Genomic DNA, 20,045 nt, shown 5'->3' on the forward strand with positions numbered 1-20,045 from the left:
AGGCAAAGGCGAACGCTCCGCTTCTTCGGATTCAAATCACCCGCTCCACTGGTGCCGCAAAGCTTCATACTTTTGTGAAAGAGTAGGGGAATAGGCGTATTAGGAAATAAGGTTGGATTTTTATGGTTAAATGTGTTACGCTTACTTTCCTTTTTTTGTGTCGGAGCAAGTGAATGCGATGCAGAAATCGAGACTTGATATTCTTAGGAGGTAACTGAAATGGAGAATGAGTTTCAAAGTGCCTATCAAGAAGAACAGCACAGGCTGTCGCTTGCTATGGAGGAAATTGATCGGAGATTGGAACGGCTTCGCAATACGCCGGTGTACACCGGGCATGATTTTACGGAGCAAGTGCTAGAATCGGCACGGGAGGAAAAACGTCAGGCTTTGGCCAAAAGCTCGCAGGAGCCTTATTTTGGTCGTATGGATTTTGACGAACGTGGCAGAGGGCAACGGAAGCCACTTTATATCGGTAAAATTGGAGTGGAGCGTGAAGAAACGTCAACGTATCCGCTGGTGATTGATTGGCGCGCACCGATTGCCAGCTTGTTTTATTCATTTACAGGTGGTGAAGAAACTGCGTCCTATGAGGCCCCCGAGGGAACCATTGAGGGCTTGGTCTATCTGAAGCGCAACGTTGTCATTCGGAAAAGAATCCTGGAACGGGTAGCGGATACATACAACCGTGAAAGTGACGAGCCTGCCGTTTCCGATGAGTTTCTCGTTTATCGTTTGGGAGAAAACAAGGATAACCGTTTACGGGATATCGTATCTACCATTCAGGCGGAGCAGGATCAGATCATCCGTGCGGCTAAAAATACAGCCCTCGTTATTCAGGGGGTGGCGGGTAGTGGCAAGACGACGGTAGCGCTGCATCGGCTCGCATTTTTGCTGTATCAATACAAGGATCAGGTATCGGCCGACAAAATGGTAATTTTCGCACCAAACCATATGTTCCTTGACTATATTTCAGATGTACTTCCAGAGCTGGGGGTCGGGAATATTCAGCAAAGTACATTTGCAGACTGGGCGCTGGATTTGTTGGGTTTGGATTTACCTTTGGCTGATCCTGCCGAAACATTATCTTATTGGTTTGAGAGTGGCAGTCTGAGAAAGGAATCCATGGATGAGGCGCCGGGAAGATTCAAGGGTTCGGTTCATTTTATGGAGCTGCTTCAAGCTTTTGTTGAACGACTGGAGCCCATTTCCGTGCCAGAGGATGATTTTTCACCATGGGATGGGGCGGTGCTACCGCGAGCTGAGATTTTGAATTGGTTCAATGAGGAATATAAGCCTTATCCGCTCGCGAAGCGGAAGGAGCGTGTGCTGGCAAGAGTGCACCGCTGGATTGAAATGGAGCTGAAAAAGTCGCCTTCGGCGGCAGCGCTCAAGGAACGCAAAAAAAAGGCAGGGGCACGTGAAAAGGCATATGCTAAAAAATGGCCACAATATGACGCACTGACGCTCTACAAGCAGCTTTTTCAGGCAGCTAAAGGGTTACCCGCAGATACGGCTGCGGAGATGAAGGCTTCTCTGCCGCCTGCTATTTTTAAGACCACACAGTCGGATCTGCGAAAACAGATTATCCGTGAAGAAGATCTGACTGCGTTAGTGTATCTTCACGTGCTGATTCATGAGGTAGAATCATCCCAACGTTTTGACCATGTGGTCATTGATGAAGCGCAGGATTTTTCACCTTTTCATATCGCATTGCTGGATTTGTTCGTGAAAGGGCATTCCTTTACGATACTGGGCGATTTATCGCAGGGCATTCATGAATACCGTGGCGTGCATGCGTGGGAGGAAATGAGTTCTCTTTTTGCGCCGGAACATACAGGGTATTTTGCACTTACGCGGAGCTACAGATCAACCTTGGAAATTATAGAATTTGCAAATACGATTTTGGAGCAGGGAGTTCGCGGCGGTATTACGGCAGTTCCGGTATTTCGTAGTGGCGATCCGGTGCGCACGATGTCTTACGACTCATCCGTGCGTGAGCAGAGTTTGCTCACCGCTCTAAAAGAGCTGTCCTCCAAGGAGTATCGTACTGTTTCTGTGCTGACCCGCACCTTAAAAGAGGCCGTGGAGCTACATGAGGTTTTCATAAGCGCGGGGTTGGATGTGAATTTGATTGACGGTGGTAAAAAGCAATATGAAGGCGGTTTGTCGGTACTGCCTGTGTACCTATCCAAAGGTCTGGAGTTCGATGCAGTTATTGTGGCGGATGCCGACCATGAGCATTATGGAGAACGGGCATGGGATGCCAAACTGCTGTATGTAGGATGTACCCGTGCGCTGCATGAGCTGTGGCTATTGCATGATGGCTCACTTCCTAGTTACGTACAGGTACAGACGGAGTAAGCAGAAAAAGCGTTGTAAAGCATCGCCTGAGTTGTTGTATTCCTTTTTGTTACTGTTTATCTTAGTGATGGAAATATGAAGTTATGCCAGTCGAAGAACAGCCACGAAATTCATCTTTCGTCTAAGGCTGTTCTTTCTTTTTGTGGGCGACTGACTTGTAGATCTACAGCCGTGCCGTGACCATGCTATCTGCAACTTGTTAACGGATATGGTAGAATAAGAGGCGGTTTATACCGTATCAGGATTATAGATGACTTGAATTTTCATGATTTTCAACCGTATGAGCGAACATAGTATAGTATGTTTTCAAAGAAAAAGAGAAAGTGTTCGTTCATAAACCATAAGGAAGTGAATGAAATGGACTTATTTTCATATTCCCAAGAGTCAACGCCAAGCAATCGGTTGCTTGCGGATCGCTTGCGTCCGACTTCGCTGGATGAATATATTGGACAGGAGCATGTTGTGGGTCCAGGTAAGCTGCTGAGAAGAGCTATAGAGGCAGATCAGGTCTCTTCTATTTTGTTGTACGGACCACCGGGGTGCGGCAAAACAACACTGGCACATATCATCTCGCAACACACGCAAGGCGATTTTGTACGTCTGAATGCTGTAGAAGCATCTGTGAAAGACGTAAGAGAAGTCATTGACCGGGCACAGACGAATAAATCGATGTATGGCAAAAAAACCATTTTGTTTCTCGACGAGGTACATCGTTTTAACAGTTCACGTCAGGATGCACTGCTGCCTGCGGTGGAAAAGGGCACGATCGTGTTTATTGGCGCCACCACTGAAAATCCCTTTCACTACGTTAACGGCGCTTTAATGAGCCGTTCTACGTTGTTCCAGCTTGAAGCGCTAACGCAGGAGCATTCGCTGGCTGCTATGCGCCGTGCCTTGAGCGATGCGGACAAAGGGCTCGGCTACATGCAGCTTCAGGTAGATGAAGCTGCACTGGCTCACATCGCGTCCATGGCGAATGGTGATATCCGCCGCGCCTTGAACGCGCTGGAACTGGCGGCGCTCACGACGCCTCCGCTGGCAGACGGCACGATTCACGTGACACTGGAAGTCGCAGAGGAATCCATCCGTCGCCCGATTGTCAAAGCAGATGAATCCACGCAGTATGACGTGCTGTCGGCCTTTCACAAAAGCATTCGCGGCTCCAGCGACGCCGCGCTGTTCTGGTTCCTGTACGCCGTAGAAAAGCTCGGCATGGACCCGATGACCTTTATCCGCCGCCTCATCGCGGCGAGCAGTGAGGACATTGGCCTGGCGAACCCGCAGGCAATGGTGCAGGCGGTGAGTGCGCTTGAAGCCTATCGCAATAATGGCTGGCCCGAGGCCAAACTGAACATTGCACAGGCCATTTTGTTTGCTGTGGAAAGCCCCAAATCGAATGCCGTATATACGGCAATTTCACGGGCCATGTCGGCTATGGACGATATCAAATCGGCCGAGGTGCCACTCCATTTGCGTGACGCACACTACAAAGGCTCGGAAAAGCTTGGTCATGTTGGCTATCAATATCCACATAATTATCCGAATCATTATGTGAAGCAGCAATATTTGCCCGATTCGATAGCAGACCAAACCTTCTATCAGGCTACTGAGCAGGGGAATGAGTCCAAAATCAGGCAAAACCAGCGCTGGCGGGATTCACAGTCTTAATGTATGTTCGACTTCATATACAGAGTGTGTACGATATCGTCACGTTACACCATGATTGTGCAAGAGCGAAGAAGGGGATAAGAAGATGAAAGACGTGCTATTCGTTGCCGCGGGCGGAGCGCTTGGAACCTCTACCCGTTATGGCCTGCAATCGCTGCTGCCTGCGGCGGGTGCGGATTTTCCACTTGGTGTGCTGCTAATCAATTGGATCGGCTGCCTGTTTCTTGGTTGGTTCTTTACGGTAACCTTGCGATCGTGGCGGATCAAGCCGCGATTGCGACTTGCCATCGGAACAGGCTTTACAGGGGGCTTTACCACCTTTTCCACTTTTGCAGTAGATGCTGTACGCCTCACGGTTCATGATCGTATGCTGACGGCTGTGTTGTACCTGCTGCTTAGCGTAGGCGGAGGGCTGTTTTTGACATGGACAGGTATCCGCCTAGGGACAAAAATGACGCAGGCTGCTCCTAAGGAGGAACGCTTATGATCTGGTGGGCGGCGGCAGGCGGGATTATGGGTACACTGGCGAGATACGGGCTTGGCATGTGGGCCGGAAAGAGGTTCGGTACCGTATTCCCGTGGGGGACGTGGATCATTAACGTCAGCGGTTCATTGCTGCTAGGCTGGCTCTATGGTCAGTTTACGCAAAACCATTTGTCTCCTGCACTCTGGATGCTGCTAGGAACAGGTTTTTGTGGCGGCTACACCACCTTTTCCACATTCGGCTATGAATCTCTTCAACTGATGGAGCGTAAAGAGTACCGACGCATGGCTATGTATGTACTGTCCTCCGTCGTGGTAGGAGTTGTAGCTGCGGCTATCGGATACAGAGTAAGTTAAACTCTATACATTTTCCAAATAACACGTAAAAATGCAATAAAAAGCTTCCAATCTCGACTCAAGGCATTCTCAGCCGTGATACGGTTTTGGAAGCTTAGTGCTGTACCTATACAGCTAATTTTTATCTCGTTCTTTATACAATTCAGGTAAAAGGGATTCAAGTTCAGGTCTTGGTTCAGGATCAGACAACTTCATTTCCTCCAGCGTTTGGATGGCAATCCGTAGCACAGTGTAATCCCTATACCAACGGTTGTCTGAAGGAACGACATACCAAGGAGCTTGTTTGGTTGCACTTAGCTCTAATACATCCTCATAATACTGGGTATATTGCTTCCAAAATTTTCGTTCCTGCAAATCACTTGGATCGAGCTTCCAGTTTTTGTGAGGCTTTTCAATTCGATCGATCAGCTTTTCTAACTGAAATTGCTTTGAAATATGTAAAAAGATTTTAACCACCTTTACACCATTATCCAGCAACAACTGTTCAAAATGTTTGATATGCTTAATATTCCGTTTGGCCTGCTTATCGGATATCTGTCCGTGAACACGTGTAATCAGCACATCCTCATAATAAGAACGGTTAAATGCTGCAATATACCCACGTCCTGGGGTAACGGTATGAGCACGCCACAAGAAATCATGACTTAATTCCTCAGCCGTAGGTGATTTAAAGCTGTGGACAGTCACCCCCGCAGGGTTAAGGTTGGAAAATACCTGTTTGATGACGCCATCTTTGCCGCTGCAATCCATACCCTGAAATACAAACAAAACGGATTGTTTTTTCTCTGTAAATAATTTGCTTTGTAATTCCATGAAGCGTTCCTTCAATTGATCTGTTTCCTGTCGGATTTCTTCTTTATTTTTGATATTCTTCGTATCCTTGGGGTCCCATTCTTTCAAAGAAACTTTTTTACCCGGTGTCAACATTCCTAATGAATCAGACATAAAGGCACGCTCCTTTTCAATTGAAGTATGATCTTGTCTACATCATATACCCAAATGAGGATGTTATCAAAAGTTCCTTATGTATTAATGATCTTTCAAGTTAATTCCAAAAGGATTAAATAGGGAATAAGTTAGAGGTCCATTGTAGCGCTCTTATTTAAATATGACGATTCCTATTTAAAATGGGAAGTATATAATTGATTATAAGAGACGTGTATACACCACACCATGGGAAATTTTTTTGCAAGGAATGTTTGCTTAGCATGACAGACATCATAAAGAGCAGATTATGAACTCTTTTTCAATCATTAAATAAAAACATCTTTCATAAAAAAAGTCGCCCCTTCCAAATCTGGAGAGACGACTTTTTTTTAATTCCTACTATATCAATGAAAAATGGTCATTCATTTAAACTGTTTCAGGCTGAAGTTTTTCAACCTTATCAATGGTTCCTCCACCCAGACAGCGTTCCCCATCATAAAATACAACAGCTTGTCCAGGCGTAATGGCCTTTTGATGTGCATCGAATATGACATGCACGGTTCCATCGGCAAGCCATTGTAAAGTTACTTGCTGATCAGGTTGGCGATAACGGAACTTGGCTGTGCAACGGAATTCGCCGGACGGACGAGTATCTGCACCTTCAATCCAGTTCACATCTGTTGCAATCAGGCTGGTAGAATACAGGCTGTGATGACGATCACCTTGTACCACATACAGAATATTCTTCTCCAGATCCTTATCCGCTACAAACCACGGTTCACCTGAACCTGAGCCGCCAATGCCCAAGCCTTGTCGTTGACCCAGTGTATAGTACATCAGACCATCGTGGCGTCCTTTGACTTCACCAGTAGCGATATCCACCATGTCTCCACCTTTTGCAGGTAGATATCCACTCAGAAACTCCTTGAAATTACGCTCGCCGATAAAGCATACGCCTGTGCTGTCTTTCTTCTTGGCCGTATACAGTCCCGCAGCTTCCGCAATTTTACGTACTTCTGGTTTCGGCAGATGACCGATGGGAAACATCGCTCGGGACAACTGTGTTTGGCTTAATGCATTTAGGAAATAAGTCTGATCCTTGTTGCTATCCACACCTCGCAGCAAAGTAAAGTGGCCGTCTTCTTCCACAACCCGTGCATAATGTCCAGTAGCAACATAATCTGCTCCCAAATCCAGCGCTTTATTTAGAAACTCGCCGAATTTAATTTCACGGTTACACATGACATCCGGGTTGGGTGTGCGTCCAGCTTTATATTCATCAAGAAAATAGGAGAATACTTTATCGAAGTATTCTTTCTCAAAATTGACGGTATAGTAAGGAATGTCGATCTGTTCACAGACACGGCGCACATCCTCCGCATCCTCCTCAGCCGTACAACGGCCAAATTCATCCGTGTCATCCCAGTTTTTCATGAAGATGCCGATTACGTCATAGCCCTGCTCCTTCAGCAGCAGCGCGGTAACGGATGAGTCGACGCCACCGGACATCCCGACGACGACACGGGTTTCATGATTGGCTTTAGCCATGGTCATCACCCAATTCTTTCAATATTGTTGTAGAACCCACCTATTGTAACATAAACGATAATAAGATACGATGTTTGGACGATCCAACGACACGGCGAACGATGGAAGAAAGCTATATAAAATGGGCTAAAGCTGTTCCAAATCGCCCGAAAGCAACTTTTTTTAAGATTGTTACTGTAATGTTTCCCTTTACCTGCCCTAATATGTTAACATAAGCTGAGGGTTAGGATCGGAATAGAGAGGTTTACAACACCAGTTATTCCGCGTGTTTAACGGAATTGTTACTATAAGTGAGGTGGCACAATTGAAAATATCAACGAAGGGCCGTTATGGCCTGACCATTATGATGGAACTTGCAGCCAGGTTTGGCGAAGGTCCAACTTCTTTGAAAAGTATTGCCGAAAAAAATCAGCTGTCAGAGCATTATCTGGAACAGCTCATCGCGCCTTTGCGTAATGCAGGTTTGGTAAAAAGTATCCGTGGTGCTTACGGCGGTTATATTTTGGCGAATGAACCGGCAGGAGTAACAGCGGGAGACATCATTCGTGTACTGGAAGGTCCGATTTCTCCGGTCGATTTCACGGAAGAAGACGATCCTGCAAAACGTCAGCTGTGGCTGCGAATTCGTGACAGCATCGCTGAAGTGTTGGATTCTACTACACTTAAGGACTTGATCACATACCAAGAACATGATGAATTGGACAATTATATGTTCTACATTTGAGGTGGATTAACATGAACAGAATTTATCTGGATCATGCCGCATCGACTCCTATGCATCCTGAGGTTGCGCAGACTATGATGGACATCATGATCGGCCAATTTGGCAACGCTTCGAGCGTTCATGCCTTTGGTCGCGATGCCAAGCGCACCGTCAGCGCTGCTCGGGATGCCGTTGCGGCCTCTTTGGGCTGCAAGCCTGAAGAAATTATATTTACGAGCGGAGGGACAGAAAGCGATAATCTGGCCCTGTTTGGGACGGCTACGGCAGACGGCCGTACTTCCGGGCATATGATTACAACCGCAGTTGAACATCACGCAGTGCTTCATGCTTGTGATGAGCTGGAAAAAGCGGGGTATGAGGTGACTTATGTCCCGGTCAACGGTTTTGGACGCGTGAACCCTGCGGATATCGAGGCTGCCATTCGACCGGACACTTTTTTGATCAGTATGATGTATGCCAACAATGAGGTGGGCGTCATTCAGCCGATCTCAGAAGTAGGGCAGATTGCGAGAGAACATGGCATTGTATTTCATGTAGATGCGGTTCAAGCTTTCGGTCACATACCCATCGACTGCGGCAATCTCCCGATTGACTTACTGAGTGTGTCGGGTCATAAGATTAACGGACCACAAGGGGTGGGTGCATTATATATCCGTCAGGGTACACGCATTCAGCCGCTAATGCATGGGGGTCTTCAGGAGAAGAAACGGCGTGCCGGAACAGAAAACATCGCTGGTATTGCGGGTCTGGCTAAAGCCGCAACTCTTGCTAATAGTTCCATTGAGGAGCGTGAGGCGCACAATACGGTTCTTCGTCAGACATTGCTTAAAGGGTTGGAAGACACTCTGGGTAACCAAAATTTTGTGATTAACGGTGACCCTGAACATTCTTTACCTAATGTCCTCAATGTTAGCTTTCCGGCCATTGGTACAGAGACCATGTTGATGAACCTTGACATGGAAGGAATCGCAGCAGCAAGCGGATCAGCCTGTACTTCCGGATCTCTAGAGCTATCGCATGTATTGCAGGCGATGGATCTTCCTGAAGATGTTTTACATTCAGCGATTCGGTTTAGCTTCGGATTGGGTAATACTACGGAAGAAATGGAATACACGGCCAAGAAAATTGAAACCATATGGAAGCGGCTACGTACTAGGTACTAGGGATTTCTCCGCATTTTAATAAGAAGGGAGGGGCGGTTTTCCATTTCATTGCATGAACGGAAGCAAGGTCTGACAGGCATGTAGGAAAATGACCGCACCTTCGTTCGGATTGCAGAATGAGGAGGTACCCTATAATATGAAGCTTCAAGATATGATCGGACTTGCCGTTTTCGATGTGGAGGACGGGAAGCAGATTGGCAAAATACATGACTTTATGGTGACAGCTGATTGGCGAATCACAGGGATCGAGTTGGAAGGAAAAGGGCTTTTTTCTTCTCACGTGAAAATGGTTGCTTGGGATGACATCGTTGCTTACGGTGAGGATGCGATCATGATTCGCAATCAGCAGGCTGTCCGTAAAACGGAGGCCCATGATATACAACATACGTACTTGCTTGGACCCGGTAAACTGAAGGATCTATCCGTGCTAACAGAGGAAGGGCTTATGCTCGGGCACATCTCGGATGTTTATTTTGACCAGGAAATGGGCAATAACATAATAGGCTTGGAAATCAGCGATGGTTTTGTATCGGATATTATAGAAGGGCGGAAATGGCTGCCCTGCACCGAAGATATGTCCATCGGGGAAAATGCCGTTATGGTTCCCCCGTTAAGCGAGCAGCGTCTGGAAAAAGCCATATATTCTGTTAATGGATAGGGTGAGTTTATTGAGATGTCCGAATTGTAATTCCAAAGATATCGGCAAAATCGGCTCCCATCAATTTTATTGCTGGGGATGCTTTATCGAACTTCAGGTGAATGGTGAAAAAATGTCTGTCTACCAAGTGGAAGAGGATGGAACGCTCAGTTCGCTGGACGACCTATTCTTTGGAGACGAGATGGCACAACAGGACTTGCCGCAAATTCATGCTTCTTCCTAAGCTTGACACCGGAAGTGGACAGGCTGCTACTAAGAGGTGTGATCTACATACGGCTTAGTAGGTTGGATAACGCTTGATAAAAAACAACGAAGAGGGTGCCCCGAACAGCCATATGGCCGTTTGGGGCACCCTCTTTTGTATACCATATTTATGAAGATGGTTAGTTTTACAATTTAAAGCGTTTGACCTCTTCCAATAGAAGATCAGCGTGAGAATCGAGTTTGGCAGAAAGGTCGGCAATATTGTTCATGGCATGACCTTGTTCTTGTACAGAAGAAGCCACTTCCTCTGTAGATGCTGCACTTTGTTCAGAAACAGCGACAACGCTGGAAATGACATCGGAAATATGTCCAGCATTCACACGGAGATGATCTGCAGCGGCGGTAACGTCCTCAATTTGGGCAAGCATATGCTGAGAAGCCCCACGAATGGATTCAAACGCCTGTCTCGTTGCAATGGCAGCATGCTCCTGTTCTACAGTTACAGCAAGTGCTTTCTTCATTTCCTCTGCGCTTTGAACTCCTGCAATTTTAATTTCTTCCAGCTTCCTCATGATACTGTCACTGGAACTGCCCGCTTGCTCAGCCAGCTTTCTCACTTCTCCCGCGACGACAGCAAAACCTCGTCCGTGTTCCCCGGCCCGTGCTGCTTCGATAGTTGCATTGAGGGCCAGCAGGTTTGTTTGTGCGGCGATATCGTGGATGGCCCCGGCCAGCCGCTCAATATCCTGAGTTTTCAGCGCGAGCGAATCTACGGCTTCTCCTGCCGCAGTCGTCGTTTGTCTGGACTCGGCGGCCAGTTTCGCTTGGCGTTCTGCTGTTTCATACCCTGCAAGCACGGCAGAATCTGTTTCAAATACGGCAGTTTGGGTCCGTTTGACACTTTCGCCAATCTGGTCGATGGAGCCTGTCATGTGAGTCAGCTTCTCAGAGCCGGAATATACAGCCTCAGCTTGATCGCTCGCTCCATGGGCAAGCTCCTGAACTGCACTGGAGATTTGTGACGCGATGGTTCCAGTATCTTTGGCGTGTTGATGCATATCATGGGAGGCTGAGCTGACATCACCAGCAGTATCTGATACCTTGCGCAACAGGTGAGAGAGATTATCAGACATGATATTAAAATCTGTTCCCAGGCTGGCAATTTCATCTTTACCCTTAACATCTACGCGAGCGGTCATATCACCTTCAGCTATACGTTTGACATTCGCTTGGAGTCTGCGAATCGGCTTAATAAAGTTGTTTGCCGCCCAGATTGCCAGCAGCATAGCGACGACCAAGATGATAGCAACCGTAATAATCAACGTATTACGAGTGGAGTAATACTCCTGAAAAGCAATTTCTTTGGAAATAGACAACCCTACAATCCAGCCTGTGCTAGGCATCTTTTTAAAATAAAGCTGACGGTCACTTCCATTGTAGCTATAGTCTGTTCTTCCCGAAGCTGCGCTCAGCAGGTCCGCGGTTGATGAACCCAACTCGGGGGTATCTTTGAGGTTTTTGCCAGCCAGCTTGTTGTCTGGGTGCGCGATCACGGCTCCATTTTGGTCAATCAGAAATGCGTAGCCCAATCCGTTCAGGTTTATGCTTTGAATCATTTTTGTCATATCGTTGAGCATAATGTCTTCGCTGACTACCCCGGTGATAGAATCGTTGGAATCCTTGAGAGGCTTAGCAATGGAAATGGTGAAGTCCTTGCTGCCTGCATCAATGTATGGGGACGAGTAATACATTTCTCCCTTGGTTTTGGCATCCTTGTACCACGGTCGAGCGCGAGGATCATAACCTGCTTCAAACCAGCCAGATCCATCCCAGTAGGACCCATCTTCAAAGCCTGCGTAAATATTGGAAATATTTTGATCTTTATAGTTTTGAAAAGCTGCTTTCAGAGATACGGCTTTGGCATCTGATGAAATATCGCTGGATTCCAGACCTGCAGCCAATGTTTCAATAATTTTGGCGTTGCCACCTATCCATCCGTCGAGCTGATTGACGGTTTCGGAGGCTTTGCTGTTCATAAGCTCTTGGATATCATGGTTGGCCTGATTTTTAACGCTTGTCATGCTAATGATCGACAATGGCCCAGCTGCAACGATAACAATACAAGTAAAAAGGAGAATAAGCTTGATTTTTAAGTTCATGTAACGACCCCCGATGTTTCAGAAATGTGAAAGCTTAAAGTAGTGCTTTGTACTTATATCGTCAGATGGAATGACTTTGTTAATTGTTTTCATCCGTTTTCATCATTTTTTTACAATAGTAATCTATAGGGCAATCCAGACTTGCGGGAAGGATTAAAGTGGAGGTACAGGCATATACTTAAAGGAGGCTAGTCCGGTAAGGGGGCACGAAATGGAGCAATTAACGAAAAGTAGACTGTTCCGGTACGGAATATGGACGCTGCTGGGACTTGTCATTCTATATTTTATCTGGCTGCTGCGACCTTTGTTTTTGCATTTGTATGAATTTCTGAAAACAATCATTGCTCCGTTTGCGGTAGCGATGATCATCTCCTATGTACTTAATCCCGTTGTTAGTATGCTGGGCGGTCGCAAGGTGCCTCGAAGCGTAGCTGTGCTGCTCATCTATGCTGTGTTTTTAGCCAGTCTCGTTGTGATTCTGATGAACCTGATTCCAATGTTCATTGAACAACTGGATGAGCTGAATGAGCATCTGCCTGAGCTGACCATACATGCACAGGGATTAATGACGAGTATGGATAGCGGCATTTTGCCCCAAGGGGTGCGAACGGGTATGAATCAATGGTTTTTCCAATTAGAGAATCGGATGGCAACAGGGATTTCTACCTTTATGGATAACATCGGCGGGATGATCAACATGCTGTTCAATGTGTTCATTGTACCGTTCCTCATTTTTTATATTTTGAAGGATTTTGATGTGTTCGAGCGGACGATTGTGTCTTACCTCCCGCGTTCTCGTCGCAAGGCGATTGTAACGGTACTTAAGGAAATTGATCAGGCGCTTGGCAACTATGTTAGGGGACAATTACTGGTATGCGTCATTATTGGAGTGATGGCTTATCTCGGCTATATGCTCATTGGCATGCCTTATGCGCTGTTGCTGGCAGGAGTGGTTGCGGTTTTTAACATCGTTCCGTATTTGGGCCCCTTTTTGGGAGCCGCTCCGGCAGTAGTCATGGCTTCTACGGTCTCCTTAAAAATGGTGCTTTTGGTCGTGGTCGTTAACACCTGTATTCAAGTGTTGGAGAGCAATGTCATCTCTCCCCAAGTGGTGGGACGAACGTTGCATCTGCATCCGATAGCCATTATTTTCGCTCTGCTAGTGGGTGGGGAAATTGCGGGAATTACCGGCTTGATTTTAGCGGTTCCCGTGATGGCGGTTTTAAAGGTAGGACTTCAGCATTTTTTTGCTTACTATGTGAAGCGGAAAACAATCTGATTTTGTCCATACACCGTATGTATCTTGTCTGAAATCGCGTTGACACGGCTAAATGACACGGATATACTGAATTGAGTATGTTTAAATGTGTTTATCCAGTAGGGAAAGCTCATTTCGAAGTGCGGGCTGAACCCGCCGGGATGCTCCCGTTACCAGTGAAAACAAGGCGATCGATCGTCCGTTAAGCAAATGTTGGTGTGCAGCCTGCGCATGGGCATTTCGTACAGAGGGGACGGCGTTAACCAGGGTGGTACCGCGATACAATCGTCCCTGATCCGTTCAGGGGCGTTTTTCTGTTTTTTTATGGCCTGTGCCAGGAACCAGTGACACCATAATTAGGAGGCTACTTATATGAAAGCTAGTGAAATCCGCTCCAAATGGCTGGAGTTTTTTGAAAGCAAGGGACATGTGATTGAACCAAGCGCACCGCTTGTTCCACATAAAGATCCTTCCCTGCTGTGGATTAATGCGGGTATGGCGCCGCTTAAGCCTTATTTTGACGGACGTGTGAAGCCGGAGAATCCACGTATTGCTAATTCGCAAAAATGTATCCGGACGAACGACATTGAGAATGTCGGTAAAACGCGCCGTCATCATACTTTTTTCGAAATGCTCGGCAACTTTTCCATTGGTGACTATTTTAAGGAAGAAGTCATTACATGGGCATGGGAGTTTCTGACGGACCCGAAATGGATTGGTTTTGATCCGGAACGTCTGGCTGTAACTGTATATCCTGAGGATGAGGAAGCGTACAAGCTGTGGAACGAAAAAGTTGGACTTCCTGCCGAACGTATCATCAAACTGGAAGATAACTTCTGGGATATCGGTGAAGGCCCTTGTGGACCTTGTACGGAAATCTTTTATGATCGTGGCGAAGCCTACGGCAGCGACATGACGGACCCTGAAATGTATCCAGGGGGAGAAAATGAGCGTTATCTGGAAGTGTGGAACCTCGTATTCTCACAATTCAACCATAACAAAGACGGCAGCTATACGCCGCTTCCAAACAAAAATATTGATACAGGGGCTGGATTAGAGCGTTTTGCATCCATTTTGCAAAATGTGGATTCCAACTTTGATACGGATATCTTCCAGCCACTCATCCAAAAAACAGCGGCGATGGCAGGAGTCAAATATAACGAAAATGTGGACAGTGACGTGGCTCTTAAGGTTATTGCTGACCATGTCCGCACCGTAGCTTTTGCAATTGGTGACGGTGTGCTGCCTTCTAATGAAGGACGGGGTTACGTGATCCGCCGTTTGCTGCGCCGGGCTGTGCGCTATGGAAAAATGCTCGGCATGAACCGTCCATTTATGTTTGAGCTGGTGGAAACCGTTGGGGATGTCATGGGTGTGTATTACCCTGAGGTAGTGGACAAGCGTGATTTCATCATCAAAGTGATCAAAACGGAAGAGGAACGCTTCCATGAAACACTGACAGATGGATTGGCCATTTTGTCCGATATCAGTGCTCAGGCGAAGGCCGAAGGTCGCAATGTCATTAGCGGAGCAGATGCCTTCAAACTGTATGATACGTACGGGTTCCCGTTCGATCTTACAGAGGATTATGCGGACGAGCAAGGCTTGAAAGTAGACCGAGAAGGTTTTGATGAAGCGATGCAGGAGCAACGCAAACGTGCCCGTGATGCTCATCAGGATAGCGCCAGCATGAAGATTCAGGGCGGAGCTTTGTCCGATCTGGCGGTTAAAAGTGAATTTGTTGGATATAATGACCTCATAACTGAGTCTAAAATTGTGGCGATTGTATATGAAGATGCACTGGTGGACAGTGTTAGTGAAGGGCAGTCTTGTCAGGTCGTGCTGGATGTGACCCCTTTCTATGCCGAAAGCGGAGGACAAGTCAGTGATCAAGGCTTGCTGCGTGGAGGTACGGTAACCGCGAAGGTCGAAGGGCTGTTTAAGGCGCCACAAGGTCAGCATGTGCATCAGGTTGTTGTAGAAGCCGGCGAGCTAAACGTTGGCGATACGGTGAAAGCAGAAGTAGATCAAGCTTCACGTGGAGAAATTGAGAAAAACCATACGGCTACGCATTTGCTTCACAAAGCGCTTAAAGAAGTGCTGGGTGACCATGTCAATCAGGCGGGTTCTTTGGTAGAGCCTGGGCGTCTGCGTTTTGACTTCTCCCATTTTGGAAGCATTACACCAGAAGAGCTGGCGGATATTGAACTGCGTGTAAACCGTGCCATCTGGAGCCAACTGGACGTTAATATTGAACTGAAACCGATTGATGAAGCTAAGGCTCTCGGAGCAATGGCGCTTTTCGGTGAAAAGTATGGAGATATCGTACGGGTCGTTAAGGTAGGCGATTATAGCATTGAACTATGCGGTGGCTGTCATGTCAGCAATACTTCGCAAATTGGCTTGTTCAAGCTTGTCAGCGAGAGCGGCATTGGATCAGGTGTACGTCGTATTGAAGCGGTGACCGGACGTTTTGGCTTTGAATATATGGAAGGTCAATTAGAGCTGTTGAAGGTGTCGGCTGGGCTTGTAAAATCCAAGCTGTCTGAGGTACCAAAGCGTATCGAATCTTTGCAGCAACAAATTAAAGACCTCAGTCGTGAAAATGAATCGCTGCAAAGCAAGCTGAGCGTTATTGAGGCAGGCCAGCTGACCGATCAGGTCGTGCAAGCAGGCGAGGTGCAGCTGTTGGCTGCACGCGTGCAGGCTTCCAGCATGGATGCGTTGCGTGCGATTGCTGATGAACTGAAAGGGAAGCTTCCGGCTGCTGTGCTGGTGCTCGGCGCTGCAATGGACGACAAAGTTAATTTTGTCGTAGCAGTTCCGGCAGAGCATACCAAGGCTGGACTTCATGCAGGCAAGCTCGTGAAAGAAATTGCTGCCGTATGCGGTGGCGGTGGTGGCGGACGACCTGACATGGCGCAAGCCGGTGGTAAGGATGCCAGCAAGCTGGACGAAGCACTTCAACGTGCGCATGAACTGGTGTCGGCAGCCTCACAAGGATAAAGTTCGATAATTTTTGCGGATTTTTGGGAAAAAACGGGCTTAGATATTTCCTTGTAGGGCTTTGCTTATGGTATGATGTAAAAGAATAAGCTGGCATAAACATGTACACATGTTTTGTGGAAGCGAGGTGTCAACAATGGATTCCATGGACAAAACGGTCAAATTTAATGTCAAGGCAGATGAGAAGGAAGCTTCTGCTCAGGAGATTTTGTTGACCGTATATGATGCGCTGGTGGAAAAAGAATACAATCCGATCAATCAAATCGTCGGCTATTTGCTATCCGGTGATCCGGCTTATGTGCCACGGCATAATAATGCCAGAAGCCTGGTACGTAAAAAAGAGCGCGATGAGTTGATTGAAGAATTGGTTCGTTTCTATCTCGCCAAGCACCGTTAGGAGACAGGCATGAAAGTAATGGGATTGGATTACGGGGATCGCCGAATTGGGGTCGCCGTAAGTGATGCCTTCGGCTGGACCGCCCAAGGATTGGAAGTCATAGAACGACGCGGTGACGACAGCGAGTTCGGTAAAATTGCAAATTTGGTTCGTGACAATGAGGTCAGCGAGGTTGTTGTAGGCTTGCCGAAAAACATGAACGGAACCGTGGGTCCACGCGGTGAGATTTGCATCGAGTTTGCGAACCGACTCAAGGAGTTACTGGGTTTACCCGTTCACCTTTGGGATGAACGGCTGACGACGCGTTCGGCGGAGCGTGCGCTTCTGGAGGCCGACGTCAGCCGAAAAAAACGCAAGCAGGTGGTAGATAAACTGGCCGCAAGCCTGATCTTGCAAAACTATTTGGACGCACACAGTACAAGGTGAGGGGGATTTCGTAATGGCTGAAAATCAAGTGGGTATGGAAGAAGAGCCGGAAATTATTTATATTGCCGATGACGAGGGCAACGAGGAAGAGTTCGAGGTCATTATGAAGTTTGAGGTAGATGGTTCCGAAGCGAAGTACATGATGGTTGCGCCAGTGGACCCTGAAGCTGATGAGTCCGATGTGTACGCCTTCCGTTACGAGGAAGAAGGCGATGATATTAAATTGTTTGTGATCCAAGACGATGCCGAATGGGAAATCGTCGAAGAGACCTTTAATACATTTGTAGAAGAAGAGGAAGAGGAAGACGGGAAATGACGAGCTATTCACGTGAAGACCTGAGTTGGACCTCTGATTTGAAGGAAACGTTCGACGGCGATGTAGAGTTACAGGATGAACAGGGCCATGCAATTCGCATGGAATTGGAAGCAGAGTTCAAGGTAGGTGAACAACGGTACGCTGTATTGCGTAGACCTGGGGCTGCTGTTGGCGAACATGAACTATACCATGTAAGCTCATCCACAGACGGCGAAATCTCCATCACCACCATTGAAGATGATGATGAGTGGGAAGATATTTCCGAACTGTACGATGAATGTACGTTGCCGGAAGAACTGTAAGTCTGGATAGCGATGAGATCAAACCTGAAAGGGCGGACCAGTCCGCCCTTTTTGGCTGTGAAGGAGTTGGGTGGATGTGAAGCGAAGGACGAGGATGTTTACGTTGTTTCTACTGCTTATCATTATAGCAGGAGGGGCAACCCTCTATATTTGGAATGCCATGCAGCCTGTTCAGCCCCAAACACAACCCGTTGCTTTTACGGTGGTGCAGGGAACAGGAACATCGGCAATTGCAGATACGCTGGAGCAGAAGGGACTTATACGTAATGCGTTCGTGTTTAAGGCTTATGTGAAATTCAAACAGCAAGGAAGCGCATTTCAGGCCGGAAAATATGAAGCGCAGCCTGGCGCAACCTTTGATCAGTTGATTACTAAGTTATCGGTCGGAGATGTTGTCAAAGAGGAAATGATTCGGTTTACAATTCCAGAAGGTTTTACGATTAGACAGATGGCTGATAAGCTGCAAAAGGAAGGATTGGCAGATCGGCAGCAATTTTTGCAGCTGGCCAACGATCCGTCCGCTTTTGACGTCGCGCTAGTGCGGGACATTCCAAAGCAGGCGGGGCTTCGCTATGCGCTGGAGGGCTATCTTTTCCCGGAAACCTATGAGCTGAAAAAGGGCAGTACGGCCAAAGATATTATACAGGTGATGCTAGAACAGACACAAAAGCGGTTAGAAACTGTTTCCGATTTGGATGCCAAGCTGAAACAGAGGGATGAAACGCTGCATCAACTGCTGACAGTTGCTTCTCTCGTAGAGCGCGAAGTGGTTGTGGAAGATGAGCGGTCTGTAGTAGCTGGCGTCATTTATAACCGGCTCAAACAGGGTAAGAAGTTGGAAATTGATGCTACGGTTCAATATATGCTGGACAAGCAAAAAGAACGGCTGTATTACAAGGATTTGGCTGTGGAAAGCCCTTATAATACGTATTTGCATCTGGGACTTCCGCCAGGGCCGATTGCAAGTCCCAGTCTAAACTCAGTGATAGCGGCTTTACAGCCAAAAGCTACAGATTATTTATTTTATGTGACCAAAAAAGATGGGACACATGAACATTTGTTTGCCAAAACGTATAAAGAACATTTGCATAACATTCAGGTAAGTAACCGTAAGACAAATTAGGAGGTGAGCCTATGGCTTACAAACCCGAACTACTGGCAACTGCCAGCTCTCCGGAGGATGCCCTCCATATGCTGGAGGCTGGAGCTACTGCATTACTTATTGGAGATGACCGCTTTGGAATGCGGCTGCCGGGACATTTTACCCCTGACCAAATCCGTGAAGTGGTGGAAGAGGCACGCAAGCATACGGCACAGGTATATGTATCCATGACGAATTTGATGACGAACGAGCTATTGCCGCTCCTTCCCGAATATGTGCAGACCCTAGCTGGATGCGGCATTGATGCCATTGAGTTTAATGATCCCGCAGTGCTCATGGCCGTGAAGGAGTATGCTCCGCATCTTAAGCTGTTCTGGAACGGTGAGATGATCTCCACCAACTTCGCAACCGCCAACTATTGGGGTGAAAAAGGGGCTTCCCGGGTCATTTTGGCTCGTGAGCTCAGTATGGATGAAATTACCGAAATGATACCAAAGTTGAACATAGAAGCACAGGTTCAGGTACATGGTATGACCAATATTTATCATTCCAAGCGTAAGCTTGTTCAAAGTTATATGCTGCACCAGGGACGTAATGTAGAGGGCGATTTGGGCAGAGGGCGCGGCTTGTTTCTGATTGAAGCAGAGCGGAAGGAAGAAAAGTTCCCCATCTACGAGGATATTAATGGGACACATATTATGAGTTCAGATGATTTTTGCATCATGGAGGACCTGCATATTCTAATGGAGGCGGGCGTGCATAGCTTTAAGATCGAGGGCTTATTGAAACCTACGGCTTACAATGAGGCGGTTGTTCGTGCTTATCGTAAAGCAATAGATACTTATACAGCTGATCCGGATGCTTATGCTTATGATGAAAGCTGGCTGGATGAAGTTCGCCGTCTTCAAGATCCAGAACGGGAACTTTCCTTCGGATTTTTCTATAAAGAGCAGGTTTATTAATTTTAAAATGAATTGAATTCACAG

General features: G+C 47.1%; 19 protein-coding genes. 16 read left to right on the plus strand and 3 right to left on the minus strand.

Features of this window, described 5'->3' with window-relative positions:
* Positions 1-219 precede the first annotated feature (219 nt).
* The 4 genes from ACL9RM_RS21080 to crcB (ACL9RM_RS21095) all read left to right on the plus strand — a co-directional run bounded on the left by ACL9RM_RS21080 (position 220) and on the right by crcB (ACL9RM_RS21095) (position 4,869).
* Positions 220-2,361: a HelD family protein gene (locus ACL9RM_RS21080; RefSeq protein WP_250266495.1), complete on the plus strand. Its 2,142-nt coding sequence runs from the start codon at positions 220-222 to the stop codon at positions 2,359-2,361.
* Positions 2,362-2,718: 357 nt separating this feature from the next.
* On the plus strand, positions 2,719-4,029 hold the full coding sequence (locus ACL9RM_RS21085) for a replication-associated recombination protein A (RefSeq protein ID WP_023989915.1): 1,311 nt from the start codon (positions 2,719-2,721) through the stop codon (positions 4,027-4,029).
* A gap of 85 nt (positions 4,030-4,114) precedes the next feature.
* Positions 4,115-4,516: a fluoride efflux transporter CrcB gene (gene crcB, locus ACL9RM_RS21090; protein WP_023989914.1), complete on the plus strand. Its 402-nt coding sequence runs from the start codon at positions 4,115-4,117 to the stop codon at positions 4,514-4,516.
* A complete protein-coding gene (gene crcB / locus ACL9RM_RS21095) occupies positions 4,513-4,869 on the plus strand; it encodes a fluoride efflux transporter CrcB (protein ID WP_235308656.1) in 357 nt (118 codons plus the stop codon). Before crcB (ACL9RM_RS21090) ends, crcB (ACL9RM_RS21095) begins: the two co-directional genes overlap by 4 nt.
* Positions 4,870-4,983: 114 nt before the next feature.
* Here crcB (ACL9RM_RS21095) and ACL9RM_RS21100 read toward each other — a convergent pair whose 3' ends face one another.
* Both ACL9RM_RS21100 and mnmA read right to left on the minus strand, forming a co-directional pair.
* The gene (locus ACL9RM_RS21100; RefSeq protein WP_250266494.1) at positions 4,984-5,814 is read right to left on the minus strand and encodes a PPK2 family polyphosphate kinase; all 831 of its coding nucleotides are present in this window, start codon (positions 5,812-5,814) and stop codon (positions 4,984-4,986) included.
* 408 nt (positions 5,815-6,222) lie between these two features.
* Positions 6,223-7,344 carry a tRNA 2-thiouridine(34) synthase MnmA gene (gene mnmA / locus ACL9RM_RS21105; RefSeq protein ID WP_250268950.1) on the minus strand — a complete coding sequence of 374 codons (1,122 nt, stop codon included), beginning with the start codon at positions 7,342-7,344 and terminating at the stop codon, positions 6,223-6,225.
* Between the two features lie 304 nt (positions 7,345-7,648).
* On the opposite strand from mnmA, the gene cymR reads away from it, so the two are divergent.
* From cymR to ACL9RM_RS21125, 4 genes are all read left to right on the plus strand, one after another.
* Positions 7,649-8,068 carry a cysteine metabolism transcriptional regulator CymR gene (gene cymR / locus ACL9RM_RS21110; protein WP_013311532.1) on the plus strand — a complete coding sequence of 140 codons (420 nt, stop codon included), beginning with the start codon at positions 7,649-7,651 and terminating at the stop codon, positions 8,066-8,068.
* A gap of 11 nt (positions 8,069-8,079) precedes the next feature.
* The gene (locus ACL9RM_RS21115; protein ID WP_250266493.1) at positions 8,080-9,231 is read left to right on the plus strand and encodes a cysteine desulfurase family protein; all 1,152 of its coding nucleotides are present in this window, start codon (positions 8,080-8,082) and stop codon (positions 9,229-9,231) included.
* 136 nt (positions 9,232-9,367) lie between these two features.
* A complete protein-coding gene (locus ACL9RM_RS21120; protein WP_013311530.1) occupies positions 9,368-9,889 on the plus strand; it encodes a PRC-barrel domain-containing protein in 522 nt (173 codons plus the stop codon).
* Positions 9,890-9,899: 10 nt separating this feature from the next.
* The gene (locus ACL9RM_RS21125; protein ID WP_013311529.1) at positions 9,900-10,112 is read left to right on the plus strand and encodes a hypothetical protein; all 213 of its coding nucleotides are present in this window, start codon (positions 9,900-9,902) and stop codon (positions 10,110-10,112) included.
* A gap of 166 nt (positions 10,113-10,278) precedes the next feature.
* Here the strand turns inward: ACL9RM_RS21125 and ACL9RM_RS21130 are convergent, their stop codons facing one another.
* Positions 10,279-12,252, minus strand: a complete 1,974-nt coding sequence (locus tag ACL9RM_RS21130; RefSeq protein ID WP_250266492.1) for a methyl-accepting chemotaxis protein — start codon at positions 12,250-12,252, stop codon at positions 10,279-10,281.
* Between the two features lie 211 nt (positions 12,253-12,463).
* On the opposite strand from ACL9RM_RS21130, the gene ACL9RM_RS21135 reads away from it, so the two are divergent.
* From ACL9RM_RS21135 to ACL9RM_RS21170, 8 genes are all read left to right on the plus strand, one after another.
* Positions 12,464-13,531, plus strand: a complete 1,068-nt coding sequence (locus tag ACL9RM_RS21135) for an AI-2E family transporter (protein WP_069290190.1) — start codon at positions 12,464-12,466, stop codon at positions 13,529-13,531.
* A gap of 351 nt (positions 13,532-13,882) precedes the next feature.
* Positions 13,883-16,516, plus strand: coding sequence for an alanine--tRNA ligase (alaS, locus tag ACL9RM_RS21140; RefSeq protein WP_250266491.1), 2,634 nt, complete (start codon positions 13,883-13,885; stop codon positions 16,514-16,516).
* Positions 16,517-16,652: 136 nt separating this feature from the next.
* Positions 16,653-16,913 carry an IreB family regulatory phosphoprotein gene (locus ACL9RM_RS21145; protein WP_007431624.1) on the plus strand — a complete coding sequence of 87 codons (261 nt, stop codon included), beginning with the start codon at positions 16,653-16,655 and terminating at the stop codon, positions 16,911-16,913.
* Positions 16,914-16,922: 9 nt separating this feature from the next.
* Positions 16,923-17,339: a Holliday junction resolvase RuvX gene (gene ruvX / locus ACL9RM_RS21150; RefSeq protein ID WP_250266490.1), complete on the plus strand. Its 417-nt coding sequence runs from the start codon at positions 16,923-16,925 to the stop codon at positions 17,337-17,339.
* Between the two features lie 13 nt (positions 17,340-17,352).
* Complete coding sequence (locus ACL9RM_RS21155) at positions 17,353-17,655, plus strand: DUF1292 domain-containing protein (RefSeq protein WP_013311523.1); 303 nt, start codon at positions 17,353-17,355, stop codon at positions 17,653-17,655.
* Positions 17,652-17,957 carry a DUF1292 domain-containing protein gene (locus tag ACL9RM_RS21160; RefSeq protein ID WP_013311522.1) on the plus strand — a complete coding sequence of 102 codons (306 nt, stop codon included), beginning with the start codon at positions 17,652-17,654 and terminating at the stop codon, positions 17,955-17,957. Before ACL9RM_RS21155 ends, ACL9RM_RS21160 begins: the two co-directional genes overlap by 4 nt.
* Positions 17,958-18,051: 94 nt before the next feature.
* Complete coding sequence (gene mltG, locus ACL9RM_RS21165; protein ID WP_250268949.1) at positions 18,052-19,080, plus strand: endolytic transglycosylase MltG; 1,029 nt, start codon at positions 18,052-18,054, stop codon at positions 19,078-19,080.
* Positions 19,081-19,091: 11 nt separating this feature from the next.
* A complete protein-coding gene (locus ACL9RM_RS21170; protein ID WP_250266489.1) occupies positions 19,092-20,021 on the plus strand; it encodes a peptidase U32 family protein in 930 nt (309 codons plus the stop codon).
* Positions 20,022-20,045 lie beyond the last annotated feature (24 nt).

Origin of the sequence: Paenibacillus sp. S29 (assembly GCF_049319765.1) — a bacterium.
Classification (GTDB): Bacteria; Bacillota; Bacilli; order Paenibacillales; family Paenibacillaceae; genus Paenibacillus; species Paenibacillus polymyxa_B.